Below are 15,234 nucleotides of genomic sequence, written 5' to 3'. Positions count from 1 at the left end.
AAATAAGTGCAAAGAAACTCTCTTTTATCTGCGTTAGCTCGCGATAAAAGGGAGTTTTTTTATATGCAATCCCAACAAATGGTTTAAGTTTGCGAACGAATGAGATAGAATCCTGTTATGAAATGAATAGGCGCAGGGGGTTATGTTTTGATTAAACGCAAAATCGGAATAGCGGCATTGGTTGTAGTGGGATTGGCGCTCGCGGCAGGTGCAGGGGCATACGCAGCAACGAAAATGACCTTGATCGTTAATGGTCAGAAATCATCAGTGGAACCTGTATCCATTAAGGGAGTCACCTACGTTCCGCTTCGTTCAGCCGCTGAGATGCTTGGTGCAAGTGTCAATTACAATGCTGCTTTGAATTCAGTGACGATTGCGAGCAAGCCGGACAAGTCTCCATTAGGCGATCGCGGGAATGAAGCGGTCGGTTCCGTGAATGGCGCAGCTATTACCAAGAACGAGCTTTACAATGAGATGGCTGCGATTGGCGGCGCTCAGACGCTGGACAACCTGATTCAAGACAAGCTTGTTGAGCAAGAGGCGAAGAAGAAGGGGATTGTCATTACTGACAAGGATGTGGAAGTGGAAATTGCGCGCATCAAGAAGCAGTTCCCGTCTGAAGCGGATTTTGAGGCTGCATTGCTGCAGGCGAGCATGACGCTCGAACAGTTGAAGAAGCAATCGTCGAAGCAGCTTCTCATTCGTAAGATGATCGAGCCGAGTGTGAAAGTAACTGACGCTCAAGTGAAACAATACTTTGAGTCGAACAGAGCGATGTTCGATCAGGCTGAGCAGGTGAAAGCCTCGCATATTCTGGTTGCTACGAAAGCAGAAGCTGACGAGATTATGAAGCAGCTGAAGGCCGGCGCAGATTTCGCGAAGCTGGCGAAGGAAAAATCAATTGATACAGGCAGTAAGGATGCTGGGGGCGATCTCGGTTACTTCGGCAAAGGAGTCATGGTTGCTGAGTTTGAGAAAGCCGCGTTCTCCCTCAAGGTCGGCGAGCTTGGCGGACCGATCAAGACGCAGTTCGGTTATCACATCATCAAAGTAAGTGACCATAAGGCAGCTAAGGCAGCGACTCTTGCGGAGCATCAAGCTGAAATTAAGGAGACGCTCATTAGCCAGAAAGTTTCAGAGCTTTCCGCTTCATGGCTGGAGCAATTAAAGGCAAAGGCGCAAATTACGAACACGCTTAAAAAAGGTTAAGATAGGGAAATATGTAGGATATACGGTCGGTGGCAACTTTTTTTAGGGTATGTCAGCTTTTCTTTCATTTGTGACAAGGTTTCCCATTGACAGCTCAATCAGTTAGTCGCTATTATGTTCAATGAATCATTACAACAAACACAAACAGCATATGTTTTCGTATAATCTCAAGAATCGGCTTGAGAGTCTCTACGAGGTCACCGTAAATGGCCTGTCTACGAAAAAGCAAGACTATTGAACGCGCGAACGGTCCATTCGCCCTGCGTTACGTCTTGTTTTGCGTGGAACCTAGATAGAGCAAATGCCGATCATAATTTTATGATCGGCATTTTTTTTATTCTAAGTTCCTGTTTGTTCTGACACATTTTTTGGGGAGGGTATTTCAAAAATGGATAGTTTCTTTCGACTGAAGGAACGCGGAACAAATGTAAGGACAGAGATTATGGCGGGCCTTACAACTTTTATGACGATGGCGTACATACTTGCCGTCAACCCAGGTATTCTGGGCAATGCAGGACTTGATGTTTACTCGGTATTCTTGGCGACAGCGCTCGCAGGCGGTATTTTCACCATTGCAATGGGCTTGTTCGCGAACTTCCCGGTAGCGCTCGCTCCTGGTATGGGACTCAACGCTTACTTCGCAGCGACAGTACTCGCTTCGAAAGCGACTGACACGCCGATTTCACCATCGGTTGCTCTAACGGCAGTATTCATCTCCGGGATTATCTTCTTCATCCTCACGATTACACAAATTCGTCAGCTGCTTATCGTTGCTGTTCCTGACAGCTTGAAGCACTCGATCACAGTTGGTATCGGTCTGTTCATCACGATCATCGGTCTGAAGAACAGCGGCATCATGACAGTTGGCATAGAGAATACAGTAACAGACGTTCCTAAGGGTGTATTCACCGATGTGCTTGGATTTGAATCAGTTTTCCACATGGGTAGCCTGGAAAATCCAAGCGTATACCTGACGCTGATCGGCGTGCTGCTCATCGCGATTCTGCTCGTGCTTCGCGTGCCAGGCGCAATTCTATTCGGTATTATCGGCGTTACAATCATCGCAATTATCACAGGCAACGTTGATGTTGCTGAGACATTGAAAGGCCAATCGTGGAGCCCGGACTTCAGCAAAGGAAACTTCTGGGACTTCGACTTCAAAGGCGCTCTCGATACAGGCTTGATCTCCATCATCGCAACGTTCACATTCGTTGAGTTGTTCGATACATTCGGTACGCTCGTAGGTACAGCTAACCGTGCTGGCTACATGAAAGACCCTCAGAAGGGCAAGAAGCTTATCGGTAAAGCAATGCTTGTTGACGCTGTCGGCGTCAGCGGCGGTGCGGTTCTCGGTACGAGCACAGTTACAGCTTTCGTTGAGAGCTCCGCAGGTATCGCGCAAGGCGGACGCACAGGTCTTACGGCGGTAACGACTGGCGTAGCGTTCCTCGCAGCATTGTTCCTGTGGCCTCTGATCTCCTTGATCCCAGGCTCTGCAACAGCAGCAGCGCTGATCATCGTAGGCGTACTGATGGTTCAGTCGATCAAAGAAATCGATTTCCAAGACATGGTATATGCAATTCCTTCGTTCCTGACAATCGCTCTGATGCCTTTCACATACAACATCGCTAACGGTGTTTCGTTCGGTATCGTAGCTTACGTCGTGCTTGCAACTGCTGCGAATGCAGTGGGCAAGAAAGGCAGCTACAAAGTGCATTGGCTCATGTGGGTGCTCGCGGTTCTGATTATTGCGCGTTACGCATTTATCGGCAGCCAAGGCTAAGGCTTGCTCACCATAGAGAGATAACAAAAAGGACAGCGCTGGACCGGCGCTGTCCTTTTATTATGCGCTTATGCGCTAAATCTGCGTAAAACCTAAGCTAAACGCGATAAACTCCGTACTTCATCATATCGAGGTAATCGTCAATCTCCTTCATGAGCTTCTCTTCAGCGCCGATGTAGGGATGAGGCTGCCCGCGGTGCAGCTGCAAGTATTTCATCGACAACGCATTTAAAGTAAGCGTGACGAGGCTGAATACCTTCTCGGGGGTAACGCCTTCCCTCAGAGGAACAGATTTGAGCAGGTCGCCTTTATAGATCATCTCCAGCATGATCGGCGTCGTGAACCTCGATTGATAATCGGCGATAAGCTTCGCGACTTCCTCTTCTACCGCTTTCGGCGGATGGCCGATGACGCGCGTTACGATCTCGGTCTCGTGAAAGTGCTGCAGCGTTACGCGCTGCTTCGCAAGCACCATCTCCTTGATGCGATCGAAGAAGTCCGTCGTTTCAATAGCTTCGACGGCTTGCAGCGTCTTCTGAATGAGTACCTCCATCGCATGCTCCACGACGGCAAGATAAAGGTTTTTCTTGCTTTTGAAATAATGAAACAAAATACCCTTCGATATGCCGGCTCGCGCCGTAATTGTATCTGTCGATGTATTATTGTAGCCGTTCTTGGCAAATTCCTCGATACAGATCGTTAAGATGAGCTCCTGCTTCTCCTCAGGGAGCTTCGCGAAGGCGGGATACACAGCATGCAACTCCTTTAAGCTCCTACTGGCTAGACCGTAATGTCTTTTCTACTATAATACCAGTGCGCGGCCAATACGCAACCAACGATGACAACGGCCATAATGGCGATATATTGAGGATCGAAGTAACGTTCGGTTATTATCGCGGCAGCTTCGGCATACTTAAAGGGACTGACATATTTCAGGAAGCTGAAGGTGTTCGAGACGCCGGCGATAATGCTGAAGAAGTACATAATAAACACAAGGCCGAGCGACATCGACACGACAGTTCGTGTCCGTTTGACGAGAGCGGAGATGAGAAAAGCAATGCTTGCGAATGTCAGATGCATGAGAACAACGGCTGATTCCAATAAGAAAAAGGTGGAGTAAGAGATATCCGCATCCTTCGTGAATTGGAATCCGATGACGCTTGCGGCAATAATGACGATGTTGAAAAGCATAACGTTCGTGAAGACGGCAGCCCACTTCTCCGTTATGATCTGCTGTCTGGTGAACGGCTTTGCGAGCAGAAATTCAATCGTCTTCTCGCCTTGCTCCTTCGCGACGATATTAGAGGCAAGCATGGCGGCATAAATACTGCCGAGCAGCGTCGTCATGAGATGGATCTCGATCCCGTAGAAGCCGAGCGCGGTGCCCAGCGTGAGCCGATCCATCCCGAATGCTTTCTTCATTCCCTCAGGCATGGAGCTCATCATCTCGTCGAGGCTGTGCTGCTGCTTCGCCATCTCGGGGAATATGCTCAGATATAACAAAATAATCGCGGCCATTATCATGCTCCAGATTATCAGACTCCGCAGATTGCGTTTGAATTCTCTTCTAAACAGCATAGGCAACAACCCCTTATTCTTTCTCATAATAATGAATGAAAATCTCTTCAAGCGACGGTTCTTCAATCAGAATATCGGAAAATGGCGCATCCGCGAGCGCTGTGACCAGCTTCTTCATATTGCCGCCGTACAGCAGCTTCAGGTGCGTGCCAGCTGTTTCATGCTTGATTACTCCACTTAATGCAGATAGGTCAATTGCGGCTGGATCGGCTGCAGTTAGAGTCACGTTCTTCAGGTTGTTTTTGAGCAAATTCTCAACGGATTCGACTTTAATGAGCGCGCCTTCCTTAATAATCGCAACGCGGTCGCACAGCTTCTGTACCTCGCTCAGTATGTGGGAGGAGAAGAAGATCGTTGTTCCTTTGCTCCGCTCTTCCTTCAGCAGCTCGAAGAAAATGTTCTGCATCAGCGGATCCAGTCCGCCTGTCGGTTCATCAAGAATGAGCAGCTTCGGTTCGTGCAGCAGCGCTTGAACGATGCCGACTTTCTTGCGGTTGCCGAAGGAGAGGTCTTCGATCTTGCGGGAGGTGTCCAGATCTAGCCGCTCAGCCAGCTCATGAATCCGGCCCAGGTTCGTATAGCGATGGAAGGATGCCGAGTATCGAAGCAGGTCGATGACCTTCATGTCGTCGTAGTAGAAAATTTCCGATGGCAGATAGCCGATCTGCTGCCTGATTGCCTTCGCTTGCTTCACGATGTCTTTGCCGAAGATCGTCGCGCTTCCGGAAGTCGGGAAGATAAAGTTAAGCAATGTGCGGATCGTCGTGCTCTTGCCCGCGCCGTTCGGTCCGATGAAGCCGAATACTTCCCCTTCTTCGATCGAGAAGTTGATGTTCGAGATACCGCGGCTTTTGCCATAGGTTTTGGTTAGCTGCCTAATGTCCAAGATGGGTTGCTTCACGCAGGAAAACCTCCTTTAGAGGGTTAAAGATATGAATTGACTAATGAGTCAATGTGATTGTAATCCCGGTTGACTAACGAGTCAATAGTCAGTTTTGCTATGGAGGAACAAGTTTGAAGCTTTCGTTAATTCCGATAGGGATTAGGTTATAAAAAGTGTCAAAATACGAACTTTACAAGTCAAATATAACTTAATGTTCGTGTTTTTGCGTTGACATTTGGCGTGAGGATTGTTAAACTACTAATAGTTAATGCGATAAAAAAATCCATACCAACTCGTATATACTTGGGAATTATGGCCCGAGAGTATCTACCCGAGAACCTTAATTTTCGGACTACGAGCCTACGCTGGAAAGAAACAGGTTGCCGCTATTATGGGGCAGCCTGATGTTGTCTTACTGCCGTGTTTGCCAATATTTAGTTGTAAATATTCGGTGCCGGGAGAGAGGCTGCTTTCCGCTATGGTCTTGAAGTCCCGAAGCCTTCCGATATCGGAAGAGATGCTTAGGGACTTTTTTTATAAAGGCAGCTTGGTTGTGTGCGAGAATCATATTTCTTCTATAGCAAAGGTGGTCATTGGCAAATGTCAGTTGAAGTGGGCGTCATCATGGGCAGCAAGTCGGATTGGGAAACAATGAAACTGGCCTGCGACGTTCTGGATGAATTGCAAATCCCTTACGAGAAGAAGGTTGTCTCGGCTCACCGGACACCTGATCTGATGTTCGAATACGCAGAGACTGCCGCAGCCCGCGGCTTGAAAGTGATTATTGCGGGAGCAGGCGGCGCTGCACATCTGCCCGGCATGGTCGCTGCGAAGACGATTCTGCCGGTTATTGGCGTTCCTGTGAAGTCCTCGAATTTGAACGGACTGGATTCACTGTTGTCGATCGTTCAGATGCCAGGCGGCATTCCGGTTGCGACGGTTGCGATCGGCAATGCGGGCGGAACGAACGCAGGCTTGCTTGCAGCGCAGATGATTGGAGCATTCAACCCGGATGTGCAAGTACGCGTGCAAGCGCGCCGCGACCGCATTCAACGCGAAGTGCTGGAAAGCAGTGAGACGCTATGAGTGGTGCGGCAGGCAAAGGGCGAGTGATTCTCCCTGGCTCAACAGTCGGCATCTTAGGCGGCGGTCAGCTCGGCCGAATGATGGCGAATGCGGGCAGCGCGATGGGCTACCGGTTCATCGCGCTTGATCCGACGCACGATGCGCCAACCGGGCAAGTCGCACAGCAGATTGTTGCGGCTTACGACGATCGCGAAGCGGCTCGGGAGCTGGCGCAGCGTGCTGACGTCATCACGTACGAGTTCGAGAACGTCGACGCAGGCGTTGCGGCGATGCTAATGGAAGAATCGTACGTGCCGCAAGGCAGCGAGCTGCTCTATACGACGCAGCATCGGCTGCGCGAGAAGCGCGCGATCGAAGCCGCAGGCGTGAAGGTCGCGCCTTACGCAGAGGTGCGCAGCGCGGACGAGCTTCGCGAAGCGGTAGGACGGTTCGGACTGCCGTGCGTGCTGAAGACGGCAACTGGCGGCTACGATGGCAAAGGCCAGTGGGTCATCCGCAGCGCGGACGAGATTGAGGAAGCGTTCGAGACATTGAATCGCGCCGGAACGGATCTGGTGCTGGAGCAGTTCATCCGCTTCAGCAAGGAGCTGTCCGTCATTGCGGCGAGAAGCACGCAAGGCGAGATTCGCACGTTCCCGGCAGCGGAGAATATTCATGTCGATAATATTTTGCATCTATCGATTGTGCCTGCACGGATAGACGAAGCGCTGCAGCGCGAAGCGGAACGGCTTGCGGCTCGCATCGCTGAAGGGCTTGGCGCCGTCGGCTTGATCGCGGTGGAACTGTTCTTGACGGAGGATGGCGAGCTGCTCGTGAACGAGCTTGCTCCGCGTCCTCATAACAGCGGCCATTACACGATGGAGGCGTGCCGGACGTCGCAGTTCGAGCAGCATGTGCGCGCAGTATGCGGCTTGCCTCTAGGCGACACGGCGCTCTTGACGCCGGTTGTCATGGTGAATGTGCTCGGCGAGCATGTTGAGCCGCTGCTTGATCTTGTGGCGAAGCCGGATGCTAACGCAGATCGTCTCGGCGTCGCGCCTAAAATTCATTTATATGGGAAACATGAAGCCAAACATAAACGGAAAATGGGCCATGTCAACGTGCTTGCTGAGAATGTCGATCATGCGCTTGAGTGGATTTCCGAAACTAACATTTGGAGGGTTTAAAGTACATGTTAGATCGTTACAGCAGACCGGAAATGAGAGCAATTTGGACGGAAGAGAACAAATTCAAGGCATGGCTCGAGGTTGAGCTTTGCGCGTGCGAGGCTTGGGTAGAGCTTGGTATTATCCCGCGTGAGGATGTTGAGGCGCTTCGCGAGAAAGCAACTTTCAGCATCGACCGCATCAATGAGATCGAGCTGGAAACTCGCCACGACGTTATCGCGTTTACGCGCGCGGTGTCCGAGACAGTCGGTCCTGAGCGTAAATGGGTACATTACGGCCTGACATCTACCGACGTAGTAGACACAGCGATGGGATATCTGCTTCTCCAAGCGAACGAGATTCTTGAGAAGGATATTACGAACTTCATCGAGATCCTTCGCGGCCAAGCGGTTGTATATAAGGACACAGCGATGATGGGTCGTACACACGGCGTTCATGCGGAGCCAACGACGTTCGGTCTGAAGCTTGCTCTGTGGTACGAGGAAATGAAGCGTAACCTGGAGCGTTTCCGCCATGCGGCGAACGGCGTTCAATTCGGTAAAATCTCCGGCGCTGTTGGCACATACGCGAACATCGATCCTTTCGTTGAGGAGTTTACTTGCAAGAAGCTCGGCATTTCGCCAGCTCCAATCTCGACACAGACGCTGCAGCGTGATCGTCATGCTGAGTATGTTGGTACACTAGCACTCATCGCAACATCGCTCGATAAGTTCGCAACAGAGATTCGCGCTTTGCAGAAGAGCGAATTCCGTGAAGTGGAAGAGCCGTTCGCGAAGGGTCAAAAGGGTTCCTCGGCTATGCCGCACAAGCGCAACCCGATCGGCTGCGAGAATATCTCCGGCCTGTCCCGCGTAATCCGCGGTCATATGCTGACAGCATACGAGAACGTAACGCTGTGGCATGAGCGCGACATCAGCCACTCGTCGGCTGAGCGCGTTATCCTGCCAGATTCGACGATGCTGCTCAACTACATGTTGAACCGTCTCGGCAATATCATCAAGAATCTGCAAGTGTTCCCTGAGAACATGAAACGCAATATGCAGCGCACGTTCGGCGTGCCGTTCTCCGGCCGCGTCATGACGAAGCTGATCGATAAAGGTCTAAGCCGCGAGCAAGCGTACGACACTGTACAGCCGCGCGCCATGCAAGCTTGGGAAGAGCAGCGCCAATTCCGCGACATTATCGAAGCGACGCCGGAAATTACGGCTCATCTGTCGGCTGAGGAAATCGCAGATGCGTTTAATCCGGCTTGGCATCTGAAGCACGTGGATACAATTTTCAGACGGCTTGAATTGATCTAAAGGCTGAAGGGCATGACTGCGCATGCATGAACGTCCTACGATCGCTGTTGTACCCTGAGTTTCTTTTCAACTATAAGTGATTATAGGTGGAAACTCGGGTACAAAGGCGAGCGCTAACGCTTCTTCGGACTGTTCATGCCTGCTCCGTCACTCAACCTTAACAACAGAACATCAATACCAAGCCTAAAGGAGAGGGACAGGAATGACACAAGCGTTGTCCACGGCTGTGGAGATTGTGAAAGCGCCGCTGCTGTATAAAGGCAAAGTGCGTGAGCTGTACGATCTTGGCGAGCATTATTTGATCGTCGTTACTGACCGCATTAGCGCGTTCGATTATGTGCTGGACCCGGCGGTGCCGGAGAAGGGGAACGTGCTGAACCGGTTGTCGGCGTTCTGGTTTGAGCAAACGGCTGAGATGATGCCGAATCATATTGTGCACACCGACGTGTACAAGCTTGGCGACCTCGTTACAGAGCCGGAGCTGCTGAAGAATCGCATCATGGTTTCGAAGAAAGCCGAGCGAATTGATATTGAATGTGTCGTTCGCGGCTATATCACAGGCGGCGGCTGGAGACAATATACGAAAACTTCGGCAATTAACGGCATCGAGCTTCCTGAAGGCCTTCGCAAGAACGAGCGCTTCGAGAAGCCAATCTTCACGCCGGCAGCGAAGAACGATGTTGGTCATGATGAAGATATTCCTTTTGAACGGATGCAAGAAATGGTCGGCGCAGAGCTGGCTGAAGAGCTTCGCGACAAGAGCATTGCGCTCTACGAATTCGCTCGGGCACGCTGCGAAGAGCGCGGCATTATCCTTGCGGATTGCAAATTCGAGTTCGGACTTATCGATGGCAAAGTCATTCTGATCGACGAAATCTTCACTCCAGACTCCTCGCGTTTCTGGGCGAAAGACAAATACGCGTTTGACATCGAGATTGACAGCATGGACAAAGAACCGGTCCGCACATACCTTCTCGGCTCCGACTGGGACCGCGACAGCAAACCGGCTCCATTGCCTCAATCGGTCGTAGATGAAACAACGAACCGTTACCTGGCGATCTATAAGGCTCTAACAGGCGAAGACTTGGTATAAATCACGCGGGCCAAGCAAAGATGGCTCGCACCACATAAAGGGCTCGCGCAGTGAAGGTGGCGGAAGCCACCCCACAAGCGGTGCCCGGATGCTCCCCAAAGAGCATCATGCACTATGTTTTGGTTTTCACCCAGGATGGGTGGAGCAGAAAAGTGGTTTATCGAGGGCGGAGAGCGCAAGCGTTCGCCTTTGAACTTGGGAAACATCCGCAGGATAATTGTTCGAGTTTCCCAAAGTTCAACAGCGACGGAGTCCGATAAATCCACGTTCTGCGGAACACTCCCATCCAAAAAAAACAAACATTCGCAGGAGGCGACCCCCCCAATGAAGGCTAAAGTCTACGTAACAATCAAACAGAACGTGCTTGACCCGCAAGGCAGCGCAGTACAAGGTGCACTGCATTCCATGGGCTTCGATGAAGTCGGCAAAGTTCGTATCGGCAAGTTTCTGGAGCTCAACCTGAGCACATCGGATCGTACGGAAGCAGAAGCGCGTCTGACAGCAATGTGCGAGAAGCTGCTGGCGAACACGGTTATTGAAGACTACCGTTTTGAATTGGAGGGTTAACCGATGAAGTTCGCGGTACTCGTTTTTCCAGGCTCCAACTGTGATATTGACTGCTACAAAGCAGTAGAAGATACAATCGGCCAATCCGTTGACTACGTATGGCACACAGCGACAGACTTGTCCGCTTACGATGCGATTCTCGTTCCTGGCGGCTTCTCTTATGGCGACTACCTGCGCTGCGGCGCTATCGCTCGTTTTGCCCCAGTTATGAGTGAAGTAGTCAAAGCAGCCGAGCAAGGCAAGTTCATTCTCGGTATCTGCAACGGATTCCAAATCTTGACTGAAGCAGGCCTGCTGCCTGGCGCACTTCGCCGCAACAACGGCATGAAGTTCATCTGCGCTCAGACGCAGCTTGAGGTCGTTAACAATACATCTGCTTTCACAAGCGAGTACAACGCTGGTGAAATCATCGATATTCCAATCGCTCACGGCGAAGGCAACTACTACTGCGACGAAGAAACGCTCGCGCAGCTCAAAACAAACAACCAAATCGTGTTCCGCTATGCGGGAGATACGAATCCGAACGGCTCGATTGAGAACATTGCAGGCATCTGCAACGAGCGCGGCAACGTTGTCGGCATGATGCCGCATCCAGAGCGCGCTGTAGATCAGCTGCTCGGCTCGGCAGACGGCAAACGGATGTTTACATCGATTTTGAATGCATGGAGGGAACAACATGGCGCAGCAGTTAACGGCTAAGGAGCCAACAGCAGAACAAATCGCGGATCAGCGCATCTATACGCAGTTCGGCGTTACAGATTATGAATATGAGCTCGTATGCGGTTTTCTAGGCCGTAAGCCGAACTATACAGAGATCGGCGTGTTCAGCGTCATGTGGTCGGAGCACTGCTCCTACAAGAACTCGAAGAAGATCCTGAAGAAGTTCCCGATCACTGGACCGAAAGTTCTGATGGGACCAGGCGAAGGCGCGGGTATTGTTGACATCGGCGATAACCAAGCGGTCGTGTTCAAGATCGAATCGCATAACCATCCATCCGCGGTTGAGCCATACCAAGGCGCAGCGACGGGCGTAGGCGGCATTATCCGTGACATTTTCTCGATGGGCGCTCGTCCGGTAGCCTTGCTGAACAGCTTGCGTTTCGGCAACCTCGATAATGCACGTGTGAAATATCTGTTCGAGAACGTAGTTAGCGGTATCGCGGGCTACGGTAACTGTATCGGTATCCCGACGGTAGCGGGCGAAGTCATGTTCGATGAGAGCTACGAAGGCAATCCGCTTGTTAACGCAATGTGCGTCGGTCTGATCGACCATGATAAGATCCAACGCGGCGTTGCAAAAGGTGTAGGCAACCCAGTGTTCTACGTTGGTCCAGCAACTGGCCGTGACGGTATTCATGGTGCGACTTTCGCTTCGGTTGAGCTGTCCGAAGAATCCGAAGAGAAGCGTACAGCGGTACAAGTGGGCGATCCGTTCATGGAGAAGCTCGTTATGGAAGCAACGCTTGAACTGATCAATTCCGGCATCGTTGTCGGTATTCAAGATATGGGCGCAGCAGGTCTTACTTGCTCCAGTGCAGAGATGGCGTCCAAAGCAGGTAACGGCCTTGAGCTGTACCTCGACGAAGTACCGCAGCGTGAAGAAGGCATGACGCCTTACGAAATGATGCTGTCTGAGTCGCAAGAGCGCATGTTGTTCGTCGTTGAACCGCAGCATGAAGCGCAAGCGCAAGAGATTTTTGACCGTTGGGGCATTATCTGTGTGAAGGTGGGTAAAGTGACGGACGACGGCCGCCTGCGCCTGTTCCATCAAGGCGAAGAAGTGGCGAACATGCCGGTTAAAGCGCTCGTAGACGAGTGCCCGATGTATGACAAACCATCCGCTGAGCCAGCTTACTACGCGGCTAACGGTGCCATTGATACAGCAGCTTATCCAGAAGTGACAGACCTGACTGGTGCGCTTAAGCAAGTTCTTGCTTCGCCGACAGTAGCGAGCAAAGAGTGGGTTTACAACCAATACGATTACATGGTTCGTACGAGCACAGCGGTTCAACCGGGCTCCGATGCTGCGGTTGTAACGATTCGCGGAACACGCAAGGCGCTTGCAATGACAACAGACTGTAACGGCCGTTACGTGTACCTCGATCCAGAGGTTGGCGGACGTATTGCGGTTGCTGAAGCTGCGCGTAACATCGTTTGCTCCGGTGCTGAGCCACTTGCTATTACGGACAACCTGAATTTCGGTAACCCGGAGAAACCGGAAGTGTTCTGGCAAATCGAGAAAGCGGCAGACGGTATTTCCGAAGCTTGCCGTACGCTCGAGACACCGGTTATCGGCGGTAACGTCAGCTTGTACAACGAGAATGCGAAAGGCGCGATCTACCCGACGCCGGTTATCGGCATGGTTGGTCTCGTGCACGACGTTGATCATATTACGACACAAGGCTTCAAAGCTGAGGGCGATGTTATCATCCTCGCGGGCGAAACGAAGCATGAGTTTGGCGGCAGCGAGTTGCAATATGTGCTGCACGGCAAGAGCGAAGGACGTCCTCCGCAAATCGACCTGGCAACAGAGAAGAAGCTTCTTGACGGCGTGCTTGGCGCGATTCGTGAAGGTTATGTCGCTTCGGCGCATGACTTGTCCGAAGGCGGTCTGGCAGTAGCAATTGCGGAATCGGCAATCAGCGGCAAGCTTGGCGCTGAAGTGAATGTTGAAACAAGCCTGCGCGCAGATGCAGCCCTGTTCAGCGAATCGCAATCCCGTATCCTGCTTTCGGCGAAGCCGGAGCAAGCAGCTGCTCTTCAACAATACTTGACAGAACAAGGCGTTCCGAATGCCGCAATCGGTACGGTTCGCGGTAACGGAGTTGTTGCTTCGGTTAACGGCAAGCCGGGCATTAACGCTAGCATTGCAGAACTGGAGAAGGTTTGGAAGGATGCGATCCCATGTCTGATGAAATAAAACAGCTGCCGAAGCTGTGGACAGGCGATCACTATAACGAAGGCATTGGCCGGGACGATATTTTTGATAAATTGCGTGAGGAGTGCGGCGTATTCGGGGTGTTCGGCATCCCGGATGCGTGCTCGCTTGGCTACTACGGCCTGCATGCGCTCCAGCATCGCGGTGAAGAGAGCGCGGGAATGGCGGCGGTTGATTCCGCTACCGGCAAGTTCACGCATTACCGCAACATGGGTCTTGTCAAGGAAGTGTTCGACCAGCAGAAGCTGGAGGGACTTCCTGGAGACCGTGTGATCGGTCACGTTCGTTACTCGACTGCAGGCGAGAGCAAGCTCGCGAATGCGCAGCCGCTTATCTTCAAATATCGCGATGGCGATCTCGCAGTAGCCACGAACGGCAATATCGTGAACGCGCCATCGATTCGCAAGGAGCTTGAGAGCCAAGGCTCGATCTTCCAAACGTCGAGCGACACGGAAGTTATTGCTCACTTGATCGCGCGCTCAAGCAAAGATTTTGTCAGTGCGGCAAAAGACGCGCTGCAGCGCCTCATTGGCGGCTTTGCATTCCTGCTTATGACCAACGACAAGCTCGTTGTCGCATCAGACCCGAACGGCTTGCGTCCGCTCGTCATGGGCAGACTAGCTGGCGGATACGTGTTCGCTTCGGAAACTTGCGCGCTGGAGACTTGCGGCGCTGAGTACGAGCGTGATGTACAGCCTGGCGAAATGTTGGTGCTTGATCGTGACGGACTCCGTCTAGATCGGTTCGACAAGCTGGAGCGCCGCGCGACTTGCGCGATGGAATATATCTATTTTGCCCGCCCGGATAGCGATATCAACGGCATTAACCTGCACTCGGCTCGCAAAAGAATGGGTCAGCGCCTGGCGCTTGAAGCGTTCATTGATGCGGACATTGTAACAGGGGTGCCGGATTCGTCGATTTCGGCGGCGATCGGTTACGCGGAGCAGACGGGTATCCCGTACGAGCTCGGCCTGATCAAGAACAAGTACACCGGTCGGACGTTCATCCAGCCTTCGCAGGAGCTTCGTGAGAAGGGCGTGAAGATGAAGCTGTCCGCTGTACGCAAAGTCGTTGAAGGCAAACGCGTTGTCATGATCGATGACTCGATCGTGCGCGGTACGACAAGCCTTCGCATCGTGAACCTGCTTCGCGAAGCGGGCGCGACTGAGGTGCATGTGTGCATCACTTCGCCTCCGTTCAAGAACCCTTGCTACTACGGCATCGACACGCCGGATCGCAAGGAATTGATCGCTTCGCAGAAGACAGTGGAAGAGATCCGCACGACAATTAACGCGGATTCGCTGCACTTCCTGAGCCATGATGGATTCATCGAATCCGTTGGCGGTAACGATGGTGAGTTTAACCGCGGCATGTGCCTCGCGTGCTTCGATAATGATTATCCGACGCCGGTTGATCCGACTTCGGAGAAAAGCTGTAGCTGTTAGGTGAGTGCGTTCGGCCTACAGCCGATATGGGTCTACGCTCGCTGTTGTAGATTGGGTTTCTTCTGATTGTATTAAACATTTAGCGGTAGAAACCCATCTACAAAGGCGCAAATGATTTGCGTAGGTTAGACCACGCATATCATTTCGCCTAAGCACCACTGCGTTGCTTCGACTCCATATCGGCC

The 15,234-nt window shown here is 51.9% G+C and carries 13 protein-coding genes and 2 riboswitches; of the genes, 10 read left to right on the top strand and 3 right to left on the bottom strand.

Features of this window, described 5'->3' with window-relative positions; translation table 11 throughout:
* Positions 1 to 147 precede the first annotated feature (147 nt).
* Both AC0YNX_RS14195 and AC0YNX_RS14190 read left to right on the top strand, forming a co-directional pair.
* Positions 148 to 1,209 carry a peptidylprolyl isomerase gene (locus AC0YNX_RS14195; RefSeq protein WP_475816341.1) on the top strand — a complete coding sequence of 354 codons (1,062 nt, stop codon included), beginning with the start codon at positions 148 to 150 and terminating at the stop codon, positions 1,207 to 1,209.
* A 137-nt stretch (positions 1,210 to 1,346) separates the two neighbouring features.
* Positions 1,347 to 1,447: riboswitch (purine riboswitch) on the top strand.
* 150 nt (positions 1,448 to 1,597) lie between these two features.
* On the top strand, positions 1,598 to 2,992 hold the full coding sequence (locus tag AC0YNX_RS14190) for an NCS2 family permease (protein WP_475816340.1): 1,395 nt from the start codon (positions 1,598 to 1,600) through the stop codon (positions 2,990 to 2,992).
* Positions 2,993 to 3,089: 97 nt separating this feature from the next.
* Here AC0YNX_RS14190 and AC0YNX_RS14185 read toward each other — a convergent pair whose 3' ends face one another.
* From AC0YNX_RS14185 to AC0YNX_RS14175, 3 genes are read right to left on the bottom strand one after another with little or no spacing between them, the layout of a single operon-like run.
* Positions 3,090 to 3,743 carry a TetR/AcrR family transcriptional regulator gene (locus AC0YNX_RS14185; RefSeq protein ID WP_475816751.1) on the bottom strand — a complete coding sequence of 218 codons (654 nt, stop codon included), beginning with the start codon at positions 3,741 to 3,743 and terminating at the stop codon, positions 3,090 to 3,092.
* A gap of 29 nt (positions 3,744 to 3,772) precedes the next feature.
* The gene (locus AC0YNX_RS14180; protein WP_475816339.1) at positions 3,773 to 4,570 is read right to left on the bottom strand and encodes an ABC transporter permease subunit; all 798 of its coding nucleotides are present in this window, start codon (positions 4,568 to 4,570) and stop codon (positions 3,773 to 3,775) included.
* A gap of 13 nt (positions 4,571 to 4,583) precedes the next feature.
* Positions 4,584 to 5,471, bottom strand: coding sequence for an ABC transporter ATP-binding protein (locus tag AC0YNX_RS14175; RefSeq protein WP_475816338.1), 888 nt, complete (start codon positions 5,469 to 5,471; stop codon positions 4,584 to 4,586).
* A 255-nt stretch (positions 5,472 to 5,726) separates the two neighbouring features.
* A riboswitch (purine riboswitch) is annotated at positions 5,727 to 5,828 on the top strand.
* Positions 5,829 to 6,053: 225 nt separating this feature from the next.
* Between AC0YNX_RS14175 and purE the strand changes: the two genes are divergently transcribed.
* From purE to purF, 8 genes are all read left to right on the top strand, one after another.
* Positions 6,054 to 6,539, top strand: coding sequence for a 5-(carboxyamino)imidazole ribonucleotide mutase (purE, locus tag AC0YNX_RS14170; RefSeq protein WP_475816337.1), 486 nt, complete (start codon positions 6,054 to 6,056; stop codon positions 6,537 to 6,539).
* A complete protein-coding gene (purK, locus tag AC0YNX_RS14165) occupies positions 6,536 to 7,705 on the top strand; it encodes a 5-(carboxyamino)imidazole ribonucleotide synthase (protein ID WP_475816336.1) in 1,170 nt (389 codons plus the stop codon). The genes purE and purK overlap by 4 nt, the downstream gene beginning before the upstream one ends.
* Positions 7,706 to 7,710: 5 nt before the next feature.
* Positions 7,711 to 9,006, top strand: coding sequence for an adenylosuccinate lyase (gene purB, locus AC0YNX_RS14160; RefSeq protein WP_475816335.1), 1,296 nt, complete (start codon positions 7,711 to 7,713; stop codon positions 9,004 to 9,006).
* 202 nt (positions 9,007 to 9,208) lie between these two features.
* Positions 9,209 to 10,099: a phosphoribosylaminoimidazolesuccinocarboxamide synthase gene (locus AC0YNX_RS14155; RefSeq protein ID WP_475816334.1), complete on the top strand. Its 891-nt coding sequence runs from the start codon at positions 9,209 to 9,211 to the stop codon at positions 10,097 to 10,099.
* A 324-nt stretch (positions 10,100 to 10,423) separates the two neighbouring features.
* Positions 10,424 to 10,666 carry a phosphoribosylformylglycinamidine synthase subunit PurS gene (purS, locus tag AC0YNX_RS14150; protein WP_090582867.1) on the top strand — a complete coding sequence of 81 codons (243 nt, stop codon included), beginning with the start codon at positions 10,424 to 10,426 and terminating at the stop codon, positions 10,664 to 10,666.
* 3 nt (positions 10,667 to 10,669) lie between these two features.
* Complete coding sequence (purQ, locus tag AC0YNX_RS14145; RefSeq protein WP_475816333.1) at positions 10,670 to 11,365, top strand: phosphoribosylformylglycinamidine synthase subunit PurQ; 696 nt, start codon at positions 10,670 to 10,672, stop codon at positions 11,363 to 11,365.
* Positions 11,343 to 13,586, top strand: a complete 2,244-nt coding sequence (gene purL, locus AC0YNX_RS14140; protein ID WP_475816332.1) for a phosphoribosylformylglycinamidine synthase subunit PurL — start codon at positions 11,343 to 11,345, stop codon at positions 13,584 to 13,586. Before purQ ends, purL begins: the two co-directional genes overlap by 23 nt.
* Positions 13,571 to 15,049 (top strand): amidophosphoribosyltransferase, encoded by a 1,479-nt coding sequence (purF, locus tag AC0YNX_RS14135; protein ID WP_475816331.1) that lies wholly within the window; start codon positions 13,571 to 13,573, stop codon positions 15,047 to 15,049. Before purL ends, purF begins: the two co-directional genes overlap by 16 nt.
* The last annotated feature ends 185 nt before the right edge of the window (positions 15,050 to 15,234 follow it).

Source organism: Paenibacillus sp. J31R98 (genome assembly GCF_056269245.1).
This window is presented reverse-complemented; position numbering and strand designations above follow the sequence as displayed.